The organism is Microvirga sp. TS319 (assembly GCF_041276405.1).
Taxonomy (GTDB): domain Bacteria; phylum Pseudomonadota; class Alphaproteobacteria; order Rhizobiales; family Beijerinckiaceae; genus Microvirga.
In genome coordinates this window covers 1,967,602-1,990,234 of sequence record NZ_JBGGGT010000001.1, presented here as the reverse complement: position 1 = coordinate 1,990,234, position 22,633 = coordinate 1,967,602, and the positions used below count along the sequence as shown (strand labels likewise).

General features: G+C 63.4%; 17 protein-coding genes. 7 read left to right on the top strand and 10 right to left on the bottom strand.

The features are described from left to right. Positions 1 to 10: 10 nt before the first annotated feature. The 9 genes from AB8841_RS09050 to AB8841_RS09010 all read right to left on the bottom strand — a co-directional run bounded on the left by AB8841_RS09050 (position 11) and on the right by AB8841_RS09010 (position 11,575). Positions 11 to 1,915 carry a sugar ABC transporter ATP-binding protein gene (locus AB8841_RS09050; protein ID WP_370435435.1) on the bottom strand — a complete coding sequence of 635 codons (1,905 nt, stop codon included), beginning with the start codon at positions 1,913 to 1,915 and terminating at the stop codon, positions 11 to 13. 60 nt (positions 1,916 to 1,975) lie between these two features. After that, the gene (locus AB8841_RS09045; protein ID WP_370435434.1) at positions 1,976 to 2,959 is read right to left on the bottom strand and encodes a substrate-binding domain-containing protein; all 984 of its coding nucleotides are present in this window, start codon (positions 2,957 to 2,959) and stop codon (positions 1,976 to 1,978) included. Between the two features lie 278 nt (positions 2,960 to 3,237). Then, positions 3,238 to 4,254 (bottom strand): aldo/keto reductase, encoded by a 1,017-nt coding sequence (locus AB8841_RS09040; protein ID WP_370435433.1) that lies wholly within the window; start codon positions 4,252 to 4,254, stop codon positions 3,238 to 3,240. 35 nt (positions 4,255 to 4,289) lie between these two features. Continuing rightward, positions 4,290 to 4,451, bottom strand: coding sequence for a hypothetical protein (locus AB8841_RS09035; RefSeq protein WP_370435432.1), 162 nt, complete (start codon positions 4,449 to 4,451; stop codon positions 4,290 to 4,292). 2 nt (positions 4,452 to 4,453) lie between these two features. After that, positions 4,454 to 5,536, bottom strand: coding sequence for an ABC transporter permease (locus tag AB8841_RS09030; RefSeq protein ID WP_370435431.1), 1,083 nt, complete (start codon positions 5,534 to 5,536; stop codon positions 4,454 to 4,456). Positions 5,537 to 5,615: 79 nt separating this feature from the next. Further along, positions 5,616 to 6,605, bottom strand: coding sequence for an ABC transporter permease (locus AB8841_RS09025; protein WP_370435430.1), 990 nt, complete (start codon positions 6,603 to 6,605; stop codon positions 5,616 to 5,618). Between the two features lie 87 nt (positions 6,606 to 6,692). Next, positions 6,693 to 8,174 (bottom strand): sugar ABC transporter ATP-binding protein, encoded by a 1,482-nt coding sequence (locus AB8841_RS09020; protein ID WP_370435429.1) that lies wholly within the window; start codon positions 8,172 to 8,174, stop codon positions 6,693 to 6,695. 69 nt (positions 8,175 to 8,243) lie between these two features. After that, a complete protein-coding gene (locus AB8841_RS09015) occupies positions 8,244 to 9,245 on the bottom strand; it encodes an autoinducer 2 ABC transporter substrate-binding protein (RefSeq protein ID WP_370435428.1) in 1,002 nt (333 codons plus the stop codon). Between the two features lie 1,256 nt (positions 9,246 to 10,501). Further along, complete coding sequence (locus tag AB8841_RS09010) at positions 10,502 to 11,575, bottom strand: PhnA-like protein (RefSeq protein WP_370435427.1); 1,074 nt, start codon at positions 11,573 to 11,575, stop codon at positions 10,502 to 10,504. A 599-nt stretch (positions 11,576 to 12,174) separates the two neighbouring features. Here AB8841_RS09010 and AB8841_RS09005 point away from each other — a divergent pair. Then, complete coding sequence (locus AB8841_RS09005; protein ID WP_370435426.1) at positions 12,175 to 13,317, top strand: sensor histidine kinase; 1,143 nt, start codon at positions 12,175 to 12,177, stop codon at positions 13,315 to 13,317. Between the two features lie 139 nt (positions 13,318 to 13,456). On the opposite strand, the gene AB8841_RS09000 is transcribed toward AB8841_RS09005, so the two are convergent. Continuing rightward, a complete protein-coding gene (locus tag AB8841_RS09000) occupies positions 13,457 to 14,422 on the bottom strand; it encodes a Bug family tripartite tricarboxylate transporter substrate binding protein (protein WP_370435425.1) in 966 nt (321 codons plus the stop codon). A gap of 104 nt (positions 14,423 to 14,526) precedes the next feature. Here AB8841_RS09000 and AB8841_RS08995 point away from each other — a divergent pair, with 104 nt between their 5' ends. From AB8841_RS08995 to AB8841_RS08970, 6 genes are all read left to right on the top strand, one after another. Continuing rightward, the gene (locus AB8841_RS08995) at positions 14,527 to 15,435 is read left to right on the top strand and encodes a LysR family transcriptional regulator (RefSeq protein ID WP_370435424.1); all 909 of its coding nucleotides are present in this window, start codon (positions 14,527 to 14,529) and stop codon (positions 15,433 to 15,435) included. A gap of 641 nt (positions 15,436 to 16,076) precedes the next feature. Next, positions 16,077 to 16,970: a MurR/RpiR family transcriptional regulator gene (locus tag AB8841_RS08990; RefSeq protein ID WP_370435423.1), complete on the top strand. Its 894-nt coding sequence runs from the start codon at positions 16,077 to 16,079 to the stop codon at positions 16,968 to 16,970. Beyond that, positions 16,967 to 18,334: an aspartate aminotransferase family protein gene (locus tag AB8841_RS08985; protein WP_370435422.1), complete on the top strand. Its 1,368-nt coding sequence runs from the start codon at positions 16,967 to 16,969 to the stop codon at positions 18,332 to 18,334. Before AB8841_RS08990 ends, AB8841_RS08985 begins: the two co-directional genes overlap by 4 nt. 36 nt (positions 18,335 to 18,370) lie before the next feature. Continuing rightward, the gene (locus AB8841_RS08980; protein ID WP_370435421.1) at positions 18,371 to 19,336 is read left to right on the top strand and encodes a TAXI family TRAP transporter solute-binding subunit; all 966 of its coding nucleotides are present in this window, start codon (positions 18,371 to 18,373) and stop codon (positions 19,334 to 19,336) included. Positions 19,337 to 19,402: 66 nt separating this feature from the next. After that, positions 19,403 to 21,976, top strand: coding sequence for a TRAP transporter permease (locus AB8841_RS08975; protein ID WP_370435420.1), 2,574 nt, complete (start codon positions 19,403 to 19,405; stop codon positions 21,974 to 21,976). Further along, positions 21,973 to 22,602 carry an aspartate/glutamate racemase family protein gene (locus tag AB8841_RS08970; protein WP_370435419.1) on the top strand — a complete coding sequence of 210 codons (630 nt, stop codon included), beginning with the start codon at positions 21,973 to 21,975 and terminating at the stop codon, positions 22,600 to 22,602. Before AB8841_RS08975 ends, AB8841_RS08970 begins: the two co-directional genes overlap by 4 nt. The last annotated feature ends 31 nt before the right edge of the window (positions 22,603 to 22,633 follow it).

Here is a 22,633-nt window from a genome sequence, read left to right as displayed (position 1 = left end):
CCACTCCTGTTCAATCGGCGCTCATCAGGCCCTCAACGCGCGTCCGGATGGTCTGGGCGGAGGGGATGGGCATCCGGCTGTCGACTGTCAGCCCGATCCAGCCGAAATCGTGACCGCGCGGGCTGCGCATTGGGACCAGCACGGTCGAGAGAGGCACGTCCGCCTCCGTGACGAAGCCGTCCTGCCGCTCCGTGAGGGCGCGGGGAATGCGGGTCTCCCCGATCCGCATGGCCTCTCCGGTCCGCAGACCGGGACCGGGGCTGCCCGCGGCCTCCACGAGGTTGAGGCAGATCAGCCCGTCGCCATCGATGAGCGCCCAGAAGGCCGCACCGCCGTGATCTGCCGAAACGGCCTCGAGCAGGGCGGTGTTGCGCGCCATGGACGTCCGCGGGGCGGCGAGCAGCGTGAGCTTCACCTCGTCGAGAAGCGCGCTCGGCAGATCCGCGATTGAGCGCCCGTCGCTGAGCACGACGATCCGGTCCGCCAGGCCGAGAAGTTCCTCGAAGTCCGAGGAGATCAGCACGACGGCCATGCCCTGCGAGGCGACCTCCCGCAGGATCGTGTAAATTGAGGAACGGGTGCCGATGTCGACGCCCTTGGTGGGCTCATCCAGAATGAGAACGGCAGGTTTGAGCAGCAGCCAGCGCGCGATGATGACCTTCTGCTGCATGCCTCCGGAGAAGGTCAGCATGTTTGTATCGAGGAGGCGGTCGGCGGGCAGCCCCAGCCGCTCCATGAGGCGCGTTGCCGCGGCCTCTCTCTTGCGGTAGCCGCGGCCGAACCCGTGGTGAGCGCCCAGATGCGCGAGGAGGAGGTTCTCTTTGACCGAGAGGTCGGGCACGATGTTCTGCGTGCGCCGATCTTCGGGGATGAAGCCGATCCCGTAGGCGATGGCCTCGGCGGGGCTCCGCGGAGCGATGCGCCTCCCCGAGAGCGTGATGGTGCCGCGGGCTCGCGGGCGCAGGCCGAAGATTGCCTCTGCGGCCTCGGATCGGCCAGCCCCGACGAGCCCACCGAGGCCAAGGATCTCGCCGCGGCGCACGCCGAAGGACACGTCGACGACGTGAGGCGGCGCGCCTAGCCCTTCGACGGCCAGCAGGAATTCGCCAGAACGGTCCTGGTCGAGCTTGCGCGCTTCCGCGGTGCGGGCGTAGATCGAACCTAGCTCTTGGCCGACCATGTGGCGCACCAGGTCACCCTGGCTGAGCGAGGCCGTCTCCAGCGAAGCCGCGATGGTGCGTCCCTCACGCATGATGGTAACGCGGTCGGTGATCGCGAAGACCTCTTCGAGGCGATGGGACACGAACACCAGGGCATGGCCGTCCTGGCGCAACCGATCCATGATCTCGAAAAGGCGCTCTACCTCAGACGGGCTCAACGACGCAGTTGGCTCGTCAAAGATGATGAGATCGGTGTCGAGCGCGAGCGCCTTAGCGATCTCGACCAACTGGCGCTGTGCTGCGGAGAGATCGCGCACCTCCTGGTCGAGCGGTAGCATATGTTCGTGACCGAGCCGGGCGAGCAGCTCTCGGGCGCGCTGGCGCAGCCGGCCGCGCGAAAGCAGGCCGGACCTGCCGAGCTCCGGCAAGAAGATGTTCTCTAGAACCGAGAGATCGGGCGCGAGACTGGTCTCCTGCATGACGATGGCGATTCCGGCCTCAAGGGCATCGCGCGTGGAGGCGACGCGGAGCGTTTGCCCCTTGAAGACGATTTCGCCCCGATCCGGGATGACGTGCCCCGAGATGACCTTCGACAGGGTCGACTTGCCGGCGCCGTTGGCTCCGAGAAGCCCGTGAACTTCGCCCGCGCGCAGTTCGAGGGTCGCGCACCGGAGTGCCTGGGTACGATCGAATGTCTTGTCGACCCCGGTCGCTTTGAGAATTTCTGAGGGCAGGACCCGGCCTAACGCATGCATCGTTGCGGATTTCCGTTGCGGGGCGCGGCCCGGGGTTCCAGGCCGGCCAAGCTTAGGGCGTTATTTCACCTCGTTGGCGAACACCGTCTCCTTCACGGTAGGCAGGAGCTTCTCGATGTTCTCGCTGGTCACGACCAGGATCGGCACCAGAATCTCCTTCTGGGGTGTGCCGCCTTTCAGATGCTCCAGGAGGGCCTCTCCGGAGCGCACCCCCATGAGGTACGGCTGCTGCATGCCGGAAACGACGATCTCGCCGTTCTTGAGCAGGTCGACGAACTCCGGGATGCCGTCAAACGCCGCGACGAGGACCTCACCCTGTCGCCGGGCGGCACGGATCGCGCGCAATGCCCCGATGGCGGGCTGGTCGGTCTGGATGAACAGCCCCCTCATGTCGGGGTTGGCGGTCAGCATGTCCTGCGTGAACTTGAAGGTCTCGTCGGCGGTGTACGACTGCATCTGCTGCAGACCGGCATCCTTAGTGATCCCAGCCTCCTTGAGCGCATCCCGGAAGCCCTTCGTCCGGGCCTGACCGTTCTTGCGGGCCTGGGAAATCGAGACGATGCCGACTGACCCTCCCTGCCAGCCCTTTTTCTTCATGGCGTCGGCAAGGGCCTTGCCGACGCCATTCGCGCCCTCATAGTTGTCGGAGATGATGAACGACACGTAATCGCCGCTGTTCGTTCCGATGTCGGCGATGACGACCGGGATGTTGGCGTCCTTGGCGAGCTGGAGCACGCTGGGGGCGGTCGAGGAATCGGTGGGCGAGATCACGATGCCAGCCACTTTGCGGGCAATTGCATCCTGGGCATTGCGCAGCTGGGTCTGAGCGTTGTTGGAGGAGTCGAGCGCCTGGTAGGCGTAGCCCTCCTTCTTTGCCGCGGCTTCGACGCCCTTGGAGAGATAGCGCCAGAACGGCAGGTCGAGGCCGGGCGTTAGATAGACGATTTCCTTCTCGGCGGCCCGGGCCGGCGCGCCGGCGACAGTCAGGCCGGAGGCTAGGGCGGCGGCGGCCACAAGGGCCAACAAGCTTCTTTTGCTCATCATGGGTTCCTCCTTATCTTTCGTTACACCCCGACTGGGTTGGGGGGCTTGGAAACCGACCTGTCATCCGGCAGCCGGTCCATCCTTCGGGTCGCTTACGCTAGCGCATCGTGCGGAAAAGTGGACCCGATTTTCTGCTCCGAACGATGCGCCACTGAAGGCGTGGAGCATCGGATTGGATCCCAAAAGAGGGTCCGCTTTTCCGTCCGATGCTCTAGCCTGCATGGCCGAAGCGGCCGCATCTTCCGGGTCAGAACCTTCTTGTGGGGCTCGCGCTGGTCTCATGCGGGCACTGGCACCGTCTCGGGAAGCAGACGCTCGGCTTTCAGATCGCTCCAAAGCGCGGCTGGCACTTCGGTCTTGATTGCCGTCATGTTGCGTTCGACCTCGTCGGGAGAGATGCCTCCGAGGATCACGGATGCGACAGTCGGTGCGCCGAGGGCGAACTGGAGGGCCGCGACCGCGATCGGGACGTCATGGGCCTCGCAGACGCGCTCGATCCGCGCGACCTTGTCCATCACCTCGGGCGAAGCCGGCACGTAGTTGAAATGAGCGCCGGGCTTGGCCCCGGTGGCCAGGATGCCGGAATTGTAGACGCCACCGAGAATGACGCCGATCCCCTTCTTTTCGGCCAGCGGCAGGAACTCGTCGAGGGCATCCTGCTGGAGGAGCGAGTAGCGTCCGGCGAGCAGCACGCAGTCGAAGTCTCCTGCCTTCACGAAGCGCACCGTCGTGTCGGATTCGTTGAGGCCGAGGCCCACCGCCTTGATGACACCCTGGCTCCGGAGTTCGTGCACGGCCTTGTAGGATCCTTCCATCGCCTCCCGGAAGCGCTGGTCCGCCATCTCGGGCCCGTGCGTCCAGACGTCCACGTCATGCAGGAGGAGGATGTCAATGCGGTCGAGGCCGAGCCGCAAGAGGGACTGCTCGAAGGAGCGCATCGTGCCGTCATAGGAATAGTCGACGATCGACGCATGCGGCACGCCGCCGGCGAAGCCGGGACCTCCGACGCTGCTGCCCGGCATGCGCGGGTTCATGTGCCTTCCGACCTTCGTTGAAAGCACGTAGGAGTCGCGTGGAAAGCGCCGCAGCGCAGCACCGAAACGCAGCTCCGAGAGGCCGTTCCCGTAATGCGGCGAGGTGTCGAACAGAGTCATGCCGGCGCGGTGGGCCGACTCGACCGTCGCGATGGCCCTGCCTTCGTCGAGCCGCTCGTACAAGTCCCCGACCGGCACGCCGCCGAAGCCGAGAATGGTGACCGGGATGCCTGTCTTTCCAAGGATGCGGGTGGGAAGCATGGGAACGTCTCTGTGGCTTGAGTGGGGGATTGGGATCAGGCGGTCACCTGAGCCTTGGGGGTGTCGGTGACGGTGTCGAGGGTCTCGATCTCCACGGCGCGCCGGAGCGCATGTTCGAAGGTGTCGGCGAGCACGAGCTCCAGATTGGTTCTCCCGATGTCGAGAGCCGCTGTCTGCGGCCTGCCGGACCCAGTCATGGTCAACCGCCCTTAAGCCGCTGGCGCAACTGGGTCATGCCCGCGACCGCGATCAGAATGCCGCCCCAGATCGCCAGGGTCAGGAATGCGCTGAAGTTCAGGAGGTTGAAGGCCGACGAGATGATCTGGAGCATGATGAGGGCCAGCACCAGCCCGCTCACCTTGCCGAATCCGCCCATCGGGTTGACACCCCCGAGCACCGCCGCGAGGATGGTGACCAGCAGATAGCTCTCGCCATAAGAGGCATTGGCCGAGTTGAAGCGAGCCATCATGACGACGGCCGCCACGGCGGCGAGAAGGCTCGAGATCAAATAGACCTTCAGGATCACGCGCCGCGTTTGGATCCCCGAGAAGCGCGTCGCCCGCTCGTTGGAGCCGATCATGTAAATAGCCGCTCCCAGAGGCGCTCGGTTCAGCATGATCGCCAGCGGCAGCGCGGCCGCGGCGAAGACGAGTAGCGCCATCGGGATGCCCAGCACCGCTCCGTTCCCGATGAAAACGATGGGCTCAGGGAAGCCGGAGATCACGTTGCCTCGCGTTGTGCCGACCGAGATCCCTTTGACCAGGGTCATCGTGCCGAGCGTCGCGAGAATGGGCGAAACCCGCAGATAAGCGATGATGAACCCGTTCACGAGCCCGATCAGCGCCGCGATGGCGAACCCCGCCGCGAGAGCCGCCACCTGGATCAGAACCCAAGCCGCACCTTCCGATCCAGGCACGAAGCGCGTGAGAGTGGCTGCCATCGCCAGCGCACACAGGTTGGCGGTCGCGATGACCGATAGGTTGATGCCCCCCGAGAGGAGGGTCACCATCATGGCGAGCGACAGGATGCCGAGTTCCGGCAGTTGGTAGGCCATCGATTGGAGGGATGCTGCCGAGAAAAGCTGCTTGCCGATCACGAGCCCGAAGCCCGCTAGCAGGATCGCGATCAGCACTAGGAGCCTCAGGTTGTCGCCGTCGCCACCGAAATCCCGCAAGCGCTCGAAGCGCCCGACCCGAGGCGGAGGCGCCTCTGCCGCCGCAAGCTCACTGTCGAGCGGCCCGACCGTGTCGACCGGCTTGGAAGAGATCAGGGGGCGGTTCATGGCACGGTGCTCTGCAGAAGAACCCGCGCCCATGGGGGCCCGCTGCCTCCCCGTGCTTGGAGAACCGATGTTGGGTACTTCATGCGACGGCACTCCTGGCCCGGCGCCTGAGGGTGAGTGCGGTCGAGCTCACGGACACGAGAATTACGAGCCCGACGAAGAACTGCGACCAGTAGGACGAGATGCCCACCAGAACGAGGCCGTTCTGCAATACGGCGAGGAGTGCGAGCCCCAGCGCCGTGCCGAGCACCGTTCCTACGCCGCCGTTGAGGCTCGCTCCCCCGAGGACCACTGCCGCCAGCACATCGAGCTCCCGGCCGACGAGGACCGTGGGCGCCACGCTCTGGGCCAGCTGCGCCTGCGCGAGCGACGCGATGCCCGCCATAAAGCCCATATAACCGTAGACGAAGAGGCTGAGGCCGAACACATGAAAACCAAGCCGCCCCGCGGCGTCCCTGTTGCCGCCAAGCGCATAGATCTGCCGTCCGATGGTGGTCCGGTTGAGCAGGACCCAAGTTGCCGCGAAGGCGAGCAGGAGCAGCAAGATCTGGAGATTCAGCCCGTAAGGGATCTGGTCGGCGTCGACGAATTCGAGCCACCAGATCCCTTTCGAGAACCAGTCCGGCAGGGCGTAGATGTACTGGCCGCCGGTGACGAAGACGAGCAGGCCGTAAAGGATGTTGAGCGTTGCGATCGTGACGATGATGCTCGAGATGCGCAGACTCTCGATAAGCCAGGCGTTCATCAGCCCGCAGGCGATTCCCGTTCCGATGGCGAGCCCGAAAGTCCCAGCCCAGCCCAGCCCATAGGCGTTGGCAGATGACAGAGCCAGATATTGCGCCACCGAGGCTGTCGCCGTGAACGAGATGTCGATTCCCCCGGCGACCAGAACGACGAGCAGTCCCGCCGCTAGGATGCCGAGAAAAGCATAGGAGGTGAGGAGGTCGAACAGATTCTGGAACGTGAGAAAGCTCGGGGTCGCGATCGTAAGGATGGCGCCGAGCGCAAGCACGACGGCAAGGAGGCGGGCCTCCTGGCTATGCGAGAAGCGGCGGAGAGCGTTGATCATGAACGACCCTGCTCGAATATGGGTGTCGGATCCGGCGCGGGCCGCTCCGTTACACCGCCGACCGAGGGGCAGGTGGAAGGACTGAGCTCAAGCATTCACAGCCACCCTGAGTTCAGCTTCCGAAGTGCGGTGCGGCCGGAATTCGCCGGTGAGCCGTCCCGCCCGCATGACCAGCACGCGATGACTGTGGAAGAGCACCTCCGGGATCTCGTCGGAAATCATGATTACCGCGACGCCTTCCGCCGCCAGCCGCTTGACGATCTCGTAGATCCCGTCCTTTGCGTTGATGTCGACGCCGACCGTTGGGCTGTCCAGGATGAGGAGGCGCGGGTTGGTCGCCATCCATTTCGCCAGGACCACGCGTTGCTGATTGCCGCCGGAGAGGGTCTTCACCGGATTCTCGGGATCGGAGACCTTGATGCCGAGGTCCCGAATCCAGCGCCGCACGGTCTCGCGCTGCCGTTTCGGGTCGATGAGGCCGAGGCGCCCTGCCAGGCGATCGAGGATTGTCATGACCGTATTGGCCGATATCGATTGGTCGAGCACTAGGCCGAGGGTCAGGCGATCCTCGGAGACATACGCGACCCCGTTCTCGATGGCCTCCCTGTTGGAGCGCATCGCGAGCGGCCGTCCTGCGATCCGGAGGGTACCCGAGTCAGGGGGATTCATCCCGAAGAGCGAAAGCGCAAGCTCCGTTCGCCCCGAGCCGAGGAGCCCCGTGATGCCGAGAATCTCGCCTTCGTGCACCTGAAGATCGATGTTCTCGTATTCTCCGCGCCGCGTGAGGTTCTCGACCTCTACAACGATGGGCCGCCCGGTGAGGTCGACATCCCTCAGATCATAGTGGAACTCCTTGTCGGTCATGAGGACGGCGAGCCGGTGGTCGTCCATCTCGGCTGCATCGTAGGTTCCGACCTTGCGCCCGTCGCGCAGCACCGTGACGCGCTCGGCGACCTCCATCACCTCGTCCAAGCGGTGGCTCACGAAGACGACGCAGATATTGCGCGACTTCAGTTCCCGGACGAGCGAGAGCAAAGCGTCGACCTCATGGCGGGTAAGCGATGCCGTCGGCTCGTCCATGATGACGAGGCGGGCATCCGCGGCCATGGCCCGGCAGATCGCGACGAGCTGCCGGTCTGCGATCGAGAGCGTCTCCACTCGGGCATGAACGTCGAGCGCAACGCCGATGCGGGCCATGGCGCGTCGTGCCGTCTCGTCGATCACCCGCCAGTCCACGGCACGGGGGCGGCCGAGATGCTGGCTCACCGCGATGTTTTCCGCAACGGTGAGGTTCGGGAACAGGGAGAGGTCCTGATAGATCACCTGAATGCCGAGCCGGGTGCTCTCGATCGGAGTGAGCCGGGTGTGCTCGATTCCCGCGACGACGATGCGACCGCCCGGTTCCGGGGGCTGCACGCCCGATATGATCTTGATGAGCGTCGATTTGCCGGATCCGTTCTCGCCGACGAGGCAGTGGACTTCACCCGCATCGAGCGTGAGCGAAATGTCCTCCAGCGCTCGGACCCCCCCAAAGCGCTTTGAGATTTGCTGTAGTTCGAGGAAGGCCATGGGAGCGGATCCTTGCTGACGGTTACCGGCGCGGTCGAATGCTCCGCGCCGGTCGCTCGCCTTCGCGGCTTACAGACCCTGCGCGATCAGGCCGTCCACGGTGTCCTTATTGATGCGCATGATCTTGTCGACCTTGATCTGCCGCCCTGCGACATCGACTTCGGCCTTGCCGAGACCGGGGATCTCGATTCCGTCCTTGATGTCCTTGCCGTCCAAAACAAGCTTGGCCACAGCCACCATGGCGTAGCCGGCATCGGTGGGGTTCCAAAGGAATCCCTCGCGGATCGTGCCGTCCATGATCAAAGGCTTGGCCTGAGAGGGGAGCACCGTGCCGACCACCGCGATCTTGCGTCCGAGCCGCTTCTCACGCACCGCATTGCCGGCGCCAATTGGACCGTTCGAACCGAAGCCCAGGATGCCCTTGAGGGTGGGGTAGGCCTTGATGACGTCCAGCGTGGTCCGGTAGCTTGTGTCGATCTCGTCCGCGCCGGGGAACCGGTCGGTGACGAGCTTCATCTTGGGATAGTGCTCTTTCTGATAGTTGATCGCCGCATCCGCCCATTTGTTGTGGAGCGGGGTCGTGAGCGTGCCGACATAGACGACGTACTCGCCCTCTTCGCCCATCTCCTGCGCAAGGCGCTTCATCTGCTCTTCGCCGAACTTCTTCGAGTCGATGAGCTCGACGTTCCAGGTCCGGCCTTCCTGTTCGGGACCTTCATGCGTGATGACCGGGATACCCGCGGCCTGGGCCCGCTTGAGCACAGGTTCGGTGACTTTCACGTCCAGAGGCACGAGGCCGATCACGTCGACCTTCTTCGCGATCAGATCCTCCAGCAGCTTCACCTGCTGCGCCGGATCGACGTTGGCGGGGCCGATCATCGAGGCGTTCATCCCAAAGTCCTGTCCGCCCTTCTTGATTCCCTTCTCGACCGCGTTGAACCAGGGGATTCCAGCAATTTTGACGACCGCCACCATCTCCTTCTGGCTTTGAGCAAAAGCTGTCGCAGGCACCGCGAGTAGCCCAGCGGCCACAACAGCACCAACTGTCGAGAGCAGTTCACGCCTGTTCATGTTTTTCCTCCCTGCAGGCCGAAGACCTTGCAATTATGTTTTTTGATTTTCCGGATCCCCGGAAGGGGCGCAGGACCGGCGGCCCGGGCCTGTGCGGGAAACTGTCAAATGCGGGCCGACACCTCCTGCATGTGAGTGGCAAAACCTCGTTGCGGGCTCCTGCCATCGAACACGCATGGTCGATAGGGTGAAAAAAATTATGCGCCATTGTTAGCAGAGGGCAAGTATCGACTGTAATGAATACCTCTTAAGGGTATTCCTATACTTCTTCACAAGGCGGGCAGACGGGGCTATTCAATAAACGTCAGCGGCTCATGAAGCATATGATAGGGACGCACAGGAAGCACTGTTGCGCAGAGCTCCCGGCTTGCGGGCAACCTTAGATCACTGCCGAGATTCGAGGCGGTGACGAGCTGCGTTCTTGACCTTCAGCCGGGTGACAATCAGCGACAGCAGGCCCAAGCACTGGCCTTGAAGCTGCTCGACAGTATCGCGGACGCGCGATGAGTCCTCATTGAAAGGGCAAATACGTCCTTACCAGCTTCGTTCATGGTTCTGCTGATCTTCTGGCTGGCTCTGCTCTTCGGCAGCTTTGGTCTTTTCGCCCCCGCAATGAAACCGTCATCATCGTTCTTCTGCTTTGTGCACTGGCAATAGCAGGAGGCATGTTCATGGCGCTCAAGTTGGAAACGGCAACCAAAAGACTGATCCGAGTATTGACCGACCCGATATCCAACGCAATCCGTGAGGTTACATCGAGTCAGTAAGCTGGCTGTCAGGTGATGCTCACACGCTCCCATCGAGCGTTGCGCGGCCGAATACGACCGCTTTGCGCTTGGACGTTGTGTACTCCCAAAGGTCTAAGAAATGGCACCAAGCGGACCTTAGCCGAAATCCCGCATTGGCGGCGTGAGCTGACCCTCATGGGCAAGAGCTCAATGGCTTGGTTTGACCCTAAGGCGACCTTTCGGTGCCTGGCGCCAGGTGGTCCGGCGCAAGCCCTGTGTCTGCAACAGAACCTTCTCTCGACGCCAGATGAGCAGCGGGTCACCGTGAGGCGGTACAGGTCTTCGTCCATCAGCCGCGACATTCTGCAGGTCCGGGTGCAGGCACGTGACGGTCTTCGACATCTACAATTCTCCTGCATGGCTGCGTGACTTTGGCCGCTGCTCCAAGGTCGGTCGGGCCTTGGAGCAGCTGTGTCAAAGAAGGCGGCGACGATCTGCTGGGTCGTCGTTCTCCGGACGAGGGGACCGTCAGGACCGGGGAATGCGGCTGTCGGTTCCGCTGGCCGTTGCCCGGCGAGTGGGATCAGTGGTCCGTTCCACGATCGCGTCGGTTCCCGCAGTGGTCCCAACGGCGCCGGCCGCGGTAGCGCGGCCCTGGCCCATCTGAGCCGTGATCGTTGGCTCGACGGCGCCCATGCGCCCGCCAAACCAGCCTGCCACCGCGCCGAGGATCAGGCTAAGGGCCGCCAGGAGGGCACCGGTCGACACTGCGGTCGAGGCCTTGTCGGCAGCCTGTGTGGCCTGCTGCTTCGCCTGGTCCACTGCTTGCCGATACTGCTGCTCATACTGCTGCACCTGGCCGCGGGCCTGGTCGACCGGGATGTTCTGCGCCCGGGCGAGAGCATCGGCAGCGCGATTGCGGGCGTCGGCCGCTTGCTGCTCGTTGCCGGTCAGCGCGGCTCGCACCGAAGCAACGGCGGCATCCCGCAGGGCCGCCGGATCATTGCCACCCGTCGCGCTGCGAATCTGCTGCTCGATGGATGAGAAGGGGTCTGCGGCTCCGGCGAGACTGGGAGCGGCCGCCTGGGCGGCGGTCTGCGCCGTTGAGCCCACGGCCTGGGTGACGTTGCCCAAGGCGCTGGTCACGGTGCGGTAGGCTCCGCCGAGGATGCCGCCTACGGTGGTGGTCAGGAGATAGAAGATGACGAGCGTGGTCAGCGCCCATGCCGTCAGGCCGTGCCAACCCGCGGTGGACTCCTTCGGCCTGCCGGCCAGCCGGCCTGCGGCGTAGCCGCCGGCGAGCGAGGCCAGAATGCCGGCCACCACGAACCAAGCACCGGCACCGATCGAGAACGTCGAGGCGGAGGGATTGCCGGCGGCCCCGGCGGCAGGATTGAGGGTCGCCGCCCCGACGCCGATGCCGAGCAGGTTGAGGATGAGCTGGATGGCCAGGGTCACGACGACACCGGCGAGCACAGCTCCCCAGGAGATCCGGTTGAGCATGATGGTGCGGGCATCCTCGGATGGCATGACCGGGCTCATGTGGGGAGCGTCGTAGTCGCCCTGATTGCGCGGCGTGTCGGGGTGATGGGTGTTGGCCATGGCGGACCTCCTGTTCGCCCTCCAACCCTCGGATGTGGGAATTGTTCGGCAGGGACAGGCGGATTTCCTTACAGATCAACGATTCGTTGCAGATTCGGCCAAGGCTGCCCGGAGTTCAGGCGCAAGGAACTCCCTTGGTGGGTTCCTCTGGGCTTGCGTTCATGTGAGAGCAGTCATGAGCAATCCAACCCAACCTCCCAGCCGAAAACCGGACGATGAGGAGCCCCTTCCGGTGCTCGAAGAGGCAGTGTGAAACAGCCACAGCGTGGCCGAGGAGGTCATTCCGCTGGTCGAGCTGAGCAGACCGTCAGCGCTCCGTCTGGCCGACTAAATCAACGATTTCGGCACGCCTAAGACATTAGCCCGAGGGCAGCAATCCTCATCGAACCGAACGTTCCGAACGCATAGGGAAACTCGGCTCAGTTTGACCCGGGGCAGACGCTCCAGTGAATAGGCACATGCTGGAATGGCGCAGGAATGTCCGTGGCACTGCATTCCACCGTGATGGGGTGGAATGGTCCCATGGAACGTACCGGGCACCGGAACCCTGGAACCTTTGGCGAATTGAACACCCTCTCACCACGGCGAAGCTCGAATAGATGGCCAACCAAAACGATACCGATCAAGAGGAGTTGCTGGAGCAGCAGCGGGCCTTGGCAGAGTTCGGGGACTTTGCGCTCAAGACCGAGACCATCGATGATATCCTGAACAGGGCCTGCGAGCTCATCAGCCGGGCCCTCGAAACCGACTTGGCCAAGCTCATGGAACTCCTGCCTGATGGTCAGACCTTCGCAGTCCGTGCGGGCGTCGGGTGGAGACCGGGGATCATCGGCGCGGTCACTGTCACGGCGGCCGAGAACTCACCGGAAGGGCTGACCCTCAAGGAGGGGGCGGTCATCTCAAAGAACTCCGATAAGGAGGATCGTTTCGAGTACCACGACTTCATGAAAGAGCATGGGGTTAAGGCGTTTGTGAACGTGCTCGTGCTGAGCAGCAACGGGCGTCCACCCTTTGGCGTCCTTCAGGTGGACAGCCGCGACCCCCGGGACTTCACGCAATCGGACATCGAGTTCCTCCGCAGCTACGCCAATCTGCTTGGCGCCGCCATCGAGCGCCTTCGGGTCGTGGACGAGCTGCGAGCGGCCGTGAGGGAGAAGGACCTTCTGATCGGCGAGCTCAATCATCGGGTGAAAAACACTCTGACGACGGTGCAGTCCATCGCCTCGCAGACACTGCGGAACGCGCCCTCGCTTGACCACGCGTCAGACGCCATCGAGAGCCGTCTCATCGCGCTGTCGCAGGTTCACAATGTGCTGACCGACCGGAGCTGGGCGCATGTGGCCCTCCACGACATTGTCGCACAGGCCGTCGAGCCGTACCGTAGCCGCGGGGAAAACCGCATCCACGTACAGGGCGTGAGCGTACAGGTCCCGCCGCGCATGGCGCTGCCGCTTGCGATGGCGCTCCAGGAATTGGTGACGAATGCCGTGAAATACGGGGCATTGTCCAATGGAACGGGGCAGATCAGGGTACACTGGATCCTGACTGGCGCGAGCACTCCCCCGCGCCTGCATCTGATGTGGGAGGAGATGGCGGGACCGCCTGTCCAGAAGCCCGTCCGCCGTGGCTTCGGCACGCGGCTCATTGAGCGCAGCCTGGCTCAAGAACTCGCGGGCGAGGTGCAGATCGAGTTTTCCGAGACAGGCGTCGTATGCTCAGTCGACGCTCCGCTGGTGAGTTAAGGCGAACGACCGCTCCCGGCACTCCTCGGACGAAAGTACTTGGTCCCCTTAAAGTGCGCCAATCGACCCTCTGCGGGCAGCAGGAATACCGATGCCTGACCCAATACGGCCCTCAGCAAGTTGGTGATAAGGTTGCTCATTAGCGCAGAATGCCAGTTGCCTCGATCACCTTCCGAGCGCGCGCAATCTCGGCGTTCACGAAGATGCTCAGTTGTTCTGGCGAAAGGGCCAGCGGCATCCCACCGAGTTCTCCTATCTTGTCTCTAACCTGTGCTTCAGTGAGCCCCTCTTGAACGACGCGGCTCAATACGGCGATGACATCGGGCGAAGTGCTCTGTGGCGCCCCAACCGCAAACCAGGATCCCGCCTCATAGTTTGGGACGACTTCGGCCATCGCGGGGATTTCCGGCAAGATCGATGAGCGGGATGAACTGGTCACCGCCACAGGCCGGAGCTTGCCACTTCGCACGAGACCGATGGATGAGGGCAGAGGATCGAACATGGCATCGACCTCTCCAGCGACAAGCGCCTGAAGTGCCGGCGCTGAACCAACAAACGGGAGGAGCTGGAGGTCGAGCCCCGCCATCCATCTCAGAAGCTCGATCCCGAAATGCTGCGGCGTCCCTCTCCCCGCATACCCCACCTTCAGTCGGCCGGGATTGGCACGGGCAAACGACAGGAAATCCTCCGGCGAGGTGATCGGAAGCGAGGGGTTCACCTCAACGAGAAGCGGAACACTGTACAGTCCAGCCACAGGAGCAATGTCGCGGGCGAAGTCGAACCCGAGATCCGTCCGCAGCGCGGCATTGATCGTGTTCACAGGGCCGAAGATCAGCAGCGTATAGCCATCCGGATCGGCGTGCACGACTTCGCGAGTTGCCACATTGCCACTCTCGCCGGGTTTATTCTCGACGACAAAAGGCTGGCCCAGCCGCTCGCTGAGGAGCCTGCTCACGAGCCGGCCGGCGATATCGACTGGGCCATTGGGCGGGAACCCCACCATCACGCGTGCTTCCCTGTAGGGATATCCTGTGGCCAAGCACAGCCCTGACCACGATACACAAAAAGTGGTAGCGCTGAGCAGCAAGAAGTCACGGCGTCTCATGGCAATCTCCAACGCTGAAGGTCAGTTGCGGTGAGCTGACGTTAGCGGCTGCGCTTCATCTGAGGTATCGTATGAAAACAACGAAACCCATACGAGCCCGGTATATGTTGGACCTGAAGCAGATGCGCTGTTTCGTGGCCGTTGCCGAGGAGAGCCATGTTACCCGCGCCGCCGAGCGGCTTGGCATGCAGCAGCCGCCGCTGAGCGCGCAGATCAAAGCGATCGAAGACCGCCTTGGGTTGAGACTGTTCCTGCGCAAAGCCCGTGGCGTCGAACTAACCGAGGCCGGACGGGTGCTGCTCACGGAAGTTCGCGATATTCTCGCCCGGCTTGACCGTGCGGTCGAGAGAACCCGCTCGACAGCGCGCGGCGAGATGGGCCAGCTCAGTCTCGGCATTGCCCCGACCGCGCCCTTTCATCCGCTCGTGCCGCAATCGATCCGCCGCTTTCGGGAGACCCTCTCGGCAGTGACCATCACGCTGACCGAAGGGCTGAGCCATGAGATCGCACACAATCTCGCCCGAGAGCAGATCGATGTGGCCTTCGTGCGCAGTGCCAAGCTTCACGATCCCGATCTCTTGACGATCCCGCTGGTGACGGAGCCGATGGTGCTGGCTCTGCCGGCCGAAAGCCGCCTGGCGCAGGTGCCCGGACGGGTGGAATTGGCGCAATGCGCCGACACGCCGTTCATTCTCATCGGGCCTCCGGGAACAGGGTTTCATGACGAGACGGTTTCCACCTGCCAAGCAGCCGGCTTCAGCCTTCGCATTGCGCAACAAGCCCCGCGAATGAGTTCGGCTCTCGGCTTCGTGGCGGCTGGTCTTGGGGTGACGCTTGTGCCGGAATGCCTCAAATCGGTCCAGATGGAGGGAGTCGTCTACCGTTACGTGAGTGGACCGCGCGAGCCGCAGGCTGTGCTGGCACTAGCCCTTAGGAAACGAGACCCTTCGGCGCTATTGGCAAACTTCATCAGGTCTGTGCGATCTGGTGTAGACGAGAAGGGCGTACGATAAGCTGCCGTGAAGCGCCACAATCGAGCTGATGCCCACGGGCGAATGTCTTCAAATGGCACGCGCCGGTCGTTCGTCCTATGGCTGCTTGAGCCTCAGGTCCGGACCTTTCACCGTAATAGGCCGTAAGACGGTGATGTCACGACAACTTTTGGTCAGGGCCTCTGCGGTAGGAACGGCAGCATGCCCGAGCCTGTTCGTTCCGCCCCATTCCCACCGCTCTGCCCTCGCCACCCACCTTCACCGCCTTCAGGCTATGGCGGCTTGGAAAGCCACCGCGGGCGTGCTTGCCTGAAATCAACAAAGCAGGGCTCCTTGCGGACTCCTTAGGTTAACGTGACATCACCCGACAGCTGATCCCGTATTTGTAGGACCAGCGGACGCACAGCAGGATGATCTCCACCGGAAAGCGGCGGCGCTTGAATAGAGACAACGGGCGGCTCCTCGATTAACCGCCCTCCTTATACCGCCTAGGTTAATGCAACAGTGCTGCCAAACTTTGGGGTGCGACATCCAAGTGGAGACCTGACTTCTCATGGATCCGCATACTCCGAGGGGAGCGATGGCACCGCTCCCACTTGTTTCATCAACAGTCACAGTGAAACGATTGTTGCAATTCACGAAGGCAGCGCTACAGTGGAGCCATGTCAGACACGCCCATCGCCGACCGGCTCCTTGCAATTTTCGACACCTTGCCGGCCCAGCATCGGGTTGTGGCGCGCTGGCTGCTGGATCGCGCGGACGACGTAGCCCTTCTGTCCATGCGGGAACAGGCAAAGCGCATCGGAGTGCCACCCGCCACAATGACGCGGCTTGCGCAGCGGCTGGGCTATAACGGCTTTGACGAATTGAAGGAGGTCTACGTAACCTCCCTGCGCGAACGATCCGATCATTTCGCCGACCGGGCCGAAAGGCTGCTGCAGCATCGCGCGCTCGATGGCGACGTGGCGCTCACGTCGGATCTTCTGGCGGGCCTCGCGGGCCACCTGAAGCTCCTGAGCGGCCCAGAGACGCTGGCGGCCATCGCGAAGGCAGCCGACATCGTCGTGGAACGAGACAGGCTCTTCTGCATCGGCGCCCGCTCCAGCTTCGCCGGTGCCCATCTTGGAGCCTATCTTCTCTCGCTGATCGGGGAACGGACGGTGCTGGTGGACGGAGCCGGAGCGGTCGGACTCGATGCGCTGCGCGACATCGGCCCCGGCGACGCACTGCTCGCCCTGACCATCGCTCCCTATACTCGCATCACTGTCGAGGCCGTTGCCTTCGCCCGGGAGCGCGGAGCGAGCATCATCGCCATCACCGACAGCACGGTTTCGCCGATCACCCGGCAGGCGACGGCCACGATCATCGTACCGATCAGCACGCCCTCGTTCCTGCAGACCGTCGCCCCGGCGCTGATCGTCGTCGAATGCATTGCGGCGCTCGTGGCGGCCCGGCGCGGCAAGAAAGCGGTCTCGGCCATCGCAGCCGCTGAGGCTCACCTGGAGCGATTCGGCTCCTATTACACGCACAAGACCAGCAAAGGGCAGACATCGTGATCCAAGACCAATCCGATCCCGCGAGAACGACGCATATCCTGCACAGGCAGATCGCCGGCAGCGATCAGCTTCCCATCGCTGTGGCCGGGCGTGGCATCGAGATCATCGACAAGGCGGGCAAGTCCTATATCGATGCCTCCAGCGGGGCAGCGGTATCCTGCCTCGGACATGGTCACCCGCGGGTCAACGCGGCCATCAAGGCTCAGACCGATCGCCTTGCATACGCTCACACCTCGTTCTTCACAACCGATGTCGCCGAGGAGCTTGCCGATCATCTGGTCGCCCATGCGCCGGCGGGGCTCGATCACGTCTATTACGTATCGGGCGGCTCGGAGGCCATGGAAGCCGCTCTCAAGATGGCGCGGCAATATTTCATTGAATGCGGCGAGCCCGGACGCGTCAACTTCATCGGGCGACGGCAGAGCTACCACGGCAATACGCTCGGCGTGCTCGCGGTCGGTGGCAATCTCTGGCGGCGGCAGCAATTCGCCCCGATGCTCTTCGAGAGCCACCATGTCTCGCCGCCCTACGCATATCGCGACCAGCGCGCCGACGAAACGCCTGAGGCCTATGGGGAGCGGCTTGCCGCCGAGTTCGAGGCCAAGGTCGAAGAACTCGGCCCTGAAACGGTGATCGCCTTCGTGGCGGAGACGGTCGGCGGCGCCACTCAGGGCTGCACCACTGCGCCGCCCGGCTATTTCAAGCGCATCCGCCAGATCTGCGACCGATACGGCATTCTCCTTGTCTTGGACGAGGTGATGTGCGGCATGGGCCGTACTGGCACACTGCATGCCTGCGAGCAGGAAGGAATCACGCCCGACCTGCTGGCGATTGCCAAAGGGCTTGGCGGCGGCTACCAGCCGATCGGCGCAGTCCTGCTCAGCGGCAAGATCTTTGCGGCATTCCGCGACGGCAGCGGCTTCTTCCAACATGGCCATACCTATCTTGCGCATCCGCTCGCCTGCGCAGCTTCTCTCGCCGTCCAGAAAACCATCGAGGAGGAGGACCTGCTAGCGAATGTCCGGAAGCAGGCCGCTCATCTCGAGCGGCGGCTTAAGGAGCGGTTCGGGAATCATCATCACGTCGGCGACATTCGCGGACGCGGCCTGTTCTGGGCCGTCGAATACGTGACCGACAGGGCCACGAAGACACCCTTCGATCCAGCCCTGAAACTGAATGCCCGCGTCAAGCGCGAAGCCCTGGCGCGGGGATTGGCATGCTATGCCATGCCCGGAACGATCGACGGCAAGTCCGGCGATCACAACATGCTGGCGCCGCCCTTCATCTGCACCACCCAGGATATCGACACTATCGTCGAACGCCTTGGCGATGCCGTAGACGCGGCCATCCAGTCCATTGTGTAACAAGCAGAAACCTGCATTCAACCAGAGGGGAAGAACATGAATGCGAAACTAGCGGGACTTATCGCTCTCGGACTGTCGGTCGGCCTTTCCGCGCCAGCCATCGCGCAGTCCAAATTCGTGACGATCGGCACCGGCGGCGTGACCGGGGTCTATTATGCGGTCGGCGGCTCGATCTGCCGTCTGATGAACAAGGACCGCGCCAAGACAGGAATTCGCTGCTCGACAGAATCGACCGGCGGCTCCGTGTTCAACGTGAACGCCATCCGGTCGGGCGAGCAGGAATTCGGCATGACTCAGTCCGACGTCCAGTTCAATGCCGTCAATGGTCTTGCGCAATTCAAGGACACTGGCGCCGACAAGGATCTGCGGGCGGTTTTCGCGGTCCATCCGGAGCCGTTTACCGTTCTCGCGCGCAAGGAGGCTGGCGTCGAGAAGTTCGCCGATTTCAAGGGCAAGCGCTTCAATGTCGGTAACCCGGGTTCAGGAACGCTCGCATCGATGGAGGAACTCCTCAAGGAGCTCGGCTGGAGCAAGTCCGACTTTTCGCTTGCGGGAGAACTGAAGGCCGACGAGCAGGGCACGGCCCTCTGCGATAACAAGATCGACGGATTCTTCTACGGTGTCGGCCATCCGTCCGCCGCGATCCAGGATCCGACGACGGCCTGCGGCGCCAAGCTCATCTCTGTCGAAGGCCCTGCTGTCGACAAGCTGGTGAGCGAGAAGCCCTATTACGCGAAGGCGACCATTCCCGGCGGCATGTATGCCAACAACCCTAACCCGGTGACGACCTATGGCGTCGTCGCGACGCTCGTCACCTCGGCGAAAGTTTCTGACGATACGGTATACGCCCTGGTGAGGTCCGTCTTCGACAATCTCGAAGAGTTCAAGAAGCTGCATCCCGCCTTCGCCAATCTCGACCCCAAGGCGATGATCAGGAACGGCCTCTCTGCGCCGCTGCATCCGGGTGCCGTCAAATACTACAAAGAAAAAGGCTGGATGTAAGCAGCAGCAGGAGGCGGGCTGCGTGGGGGCAGCCCGCCTTTTTTCTTGACGAAGGGGAACAAGATCATGCGCGTCGATCAAAGCGCTACGGCTTCTCGCGCCGTATTGGAAGAAATGGTGGCGGAAGCCGACACGGGTGGCCGCAAGCCGAGGGGGATCACGCGCGTCTTCATTTTCTGGACAGCCCTGGCTTGGTCGCTGTTTCAGATCTGGTATGCGTCCCCTCTCCCCTTCGCCCTGAAGACCGGCGTCTTCAACGACTTCGAAGCCCGGGCGATCCACCTCGCCTTCGCGATGACGCTTGCCTTCCTGACGTTCCCACGCGCCAAGGCATCGCCGCGCTCCTATGTTCCGCTCTATGACTGGGTCCTTGCCGCGCTCGGCGCCGCTTCAGCTCTCTATCTGTTCTTCTTCTACCGCGAGCTGGCGCAGCGTCCCGGCCTGCCGACCACGACCGACATCGTCATTGCTGTCACAGGCGTCCTGGTTCTGCTGGAGGCAGCCCGCCGCGCGGTCGGCCCGGCCCTCGCCGCCATCGCAGCCCTGATGCTGGCCTATATCTTCGCGGGTCCCTGGCTTGGTGGCCTCTTCGCCCATCGCGGCGCCTCGATTGCCCGTGCGGCTTCCCAGATGTGGCTGACGCAGGAGGGCGTGTTCGGCGTCGCGATTGGCGTTTCGACGAGCTTCATCTTCCTCTATGTTCTCTTCGGCACGCTGCTCGAGAAGGCGGGTGCAGGCCATTATTTCATCCAGCTGGCCTATTCCCTCCTCGGTCATTATCGCGGCGGTCCCGCCAAGGCCGGTGTCGTCGCATCCGGCATGACCGGCATGATTTCCGGATCGTCGATCGCCAACACGGTGACGACCGGCACATTCACGATTCCGCTGATGAAGCGGGTCGGCTACCCTGCTGTGAAGGCGGGCGCCATCGAGTGCGCCGCTGGCGTGAATGGCCAGCTCATGCCCCCGGTGATGGGCGCCGCAGCCTTCCTCATCGCAGAATATGTCGGCATCTCCTATGCCGAGGTGGTGAAGCACGCCTTCGTCCCGGCACTGCTGACCTACGGGTCACTGTTCTATATCGTCGATATCGAAGCCATGAAGATGGGTCTCGCCGGCGCCCCCCGTATTCGCCGGCATGTCTTCTCGCAGCGGCTCGTCAAAGCGCTCGCGACCTGGTCTGCCCTGATCATTCTTGCCGGGATCGTTTATTTCGTTCTCAGCGCGGTCAAGGCAGCCCTGGGCGACAATGCTCCCTGGGTCATCGGAACCGGCCTCGCGGCAGCCTATGTCGGGCTGCTCTGGAACAAAGCCCGGCATCCGGATCTACCTGAGGACGATCCGTCGTCGCCGACAATGGCCGTACCTGATTTCTACGAAACGGCACGGACCGGTCTGCACTACCTGATTCCCGTCATCGTGCTGATCTGGTGCCTGCTCGTGGAGGAGATGTCGCCTGGCCTCGCGGCCTTCTGGGGAACGGCGACACTGGCCTTCGTCATCCTGACTCAAAGGCCCATCGTCGCGTTCTTCCGTGGCGAAACCGCCATGGCGGCGGGCTTGCGGCGCGGTGCCAGGGAATTCATCGAGGCGCTCGAGGCCGCAGCGCGCAACATGACGGGGGTGGGTATCGCGACGGCGGCTGCCGGCATCATCGTGGGCACGGTCGCGCTGACCGGAATCGGTCTCGTGATGACCGAGATCGTGGAGGCTGTCTCCGGCGGCAACCTGGTTATCATGCTCCTGCTGACGGCCGGCATCTGTCTGGTGCTCGGCATGGGCATGCCGACCACGGCGAGCTACGTCGTCGTCGCGACCCTGATGGCGCCGGTCCTGATCGAGGTCGCGGCGCAGAACGACCTCGCAGTGCCGCTCGTCGCAGTCCACCTGTTCGTCTTCTATTTCGGCCTGATGGCCGACGTGACGCCACCTGTGGGGCTTGCCGCCTATGCGGCAGCAGCGATCTCGGGCGCGGATCCGGTGAAGACGGGCATCCAGGGCTTCAAATATGAAATCCGGACCGGCCTTCTGCCGTTCATCTTCATCTTCAACACCGAGATCCTGCTCATCGACATCGGAAGCTGGTGGCAATTCGCCATGGTGCTCGCCTTCGCCACCGTCGGCATGGCCTGCTTCGTGGCAGCGACTCAGAGCTGGCTGCTCACCCGCAACAGGCTGTGGGAGACGCTCGCGCTGCTGCTGATCTGCTTCACGCTGTTCCGGCCGGGATTCTGGCTCAACCTCGTGGAGCCCGCCTACGAGCCCAAGGGCCCGGACGCAATCGCCACTCAGGTGAACACGATTCCGAAGGACGGTACGCTACGGCTGCGCGTGCTCAGCCAGAGCCGCGCCGGCGATGATGTCGAGAAGCTGGTTCGACTGAGTCTGCGCAGTGAGGGAACGCCCGAGCAGCGGCTCGGCGAGACGGGGCTCATCCTGGCAAAGCAGGGCGACGACATGATCGTGCGCTCGGCTAAACTCGGCAGCGAGGCCGCCAAGTATGGTCTTCAGCCCGGCGACACGGTGAAGTCCGTCCTCGTCCCCACTGATCGGCCGAGCTCCTACTGGGTGACCCTGCCGGCACTCGCCCTATTGGGCCTCATCGTTGGATTGCAGCGCCGGCGGAGAGCGGCCGCATGAGGATCGTCCTCATCCATGCGCTCCGCCATTCGCCGCCGCCGATCGAGGAGGCCTTCCGTCGGCTCTGGCCTGAGCCGACACTGATGAACCTCCTCGACGACTCGCTCTCCGCGGATGTCGCGCGGGACGGTGCGATCACGCCCGCAATGACCGAGCGCTTCCTGTGGCTCGGGCGCTATGCGCGAGACACGGGAGCCGACGGCATCCTGTTCACGTGCTCGGCCTTCGGTTCCTGCATCGATGCCGTGAAGGACGACCTCTCCGGCATCCCGGTGCTCAAGCCCAACGAGGCCATGATCGAGGAAGCCTGTGCGCATGGGTCCCACATCGGCCTCATGGCGACCTTTGCACCGACGCTCGCGTCGATGCCCGCCGAGTTCCCGCAAGGCGTCGCGCTCGCTCCGACCCTGATCGAGGGCGCCCTCGCGGCTCTCGACCGAGGCGACGGCGCCGAGCACGACCGTCTCGCAGCCGAGGCGGCCAGGAGGCTCTGTGACTGTGATGCGATCGCGCTTGCCCAGTTTAGCCTCGCCCGCGCTGCCGGCGCGGTTGCGGCGGCCACGGGGCGTCCCGTCCTGACAACTCCGGACAGCGCCGTGCGCAAGCTGCGGGCGCTGTTGACGTAAAACGACGGCATCCCTCAAGAACGCCGCCGCT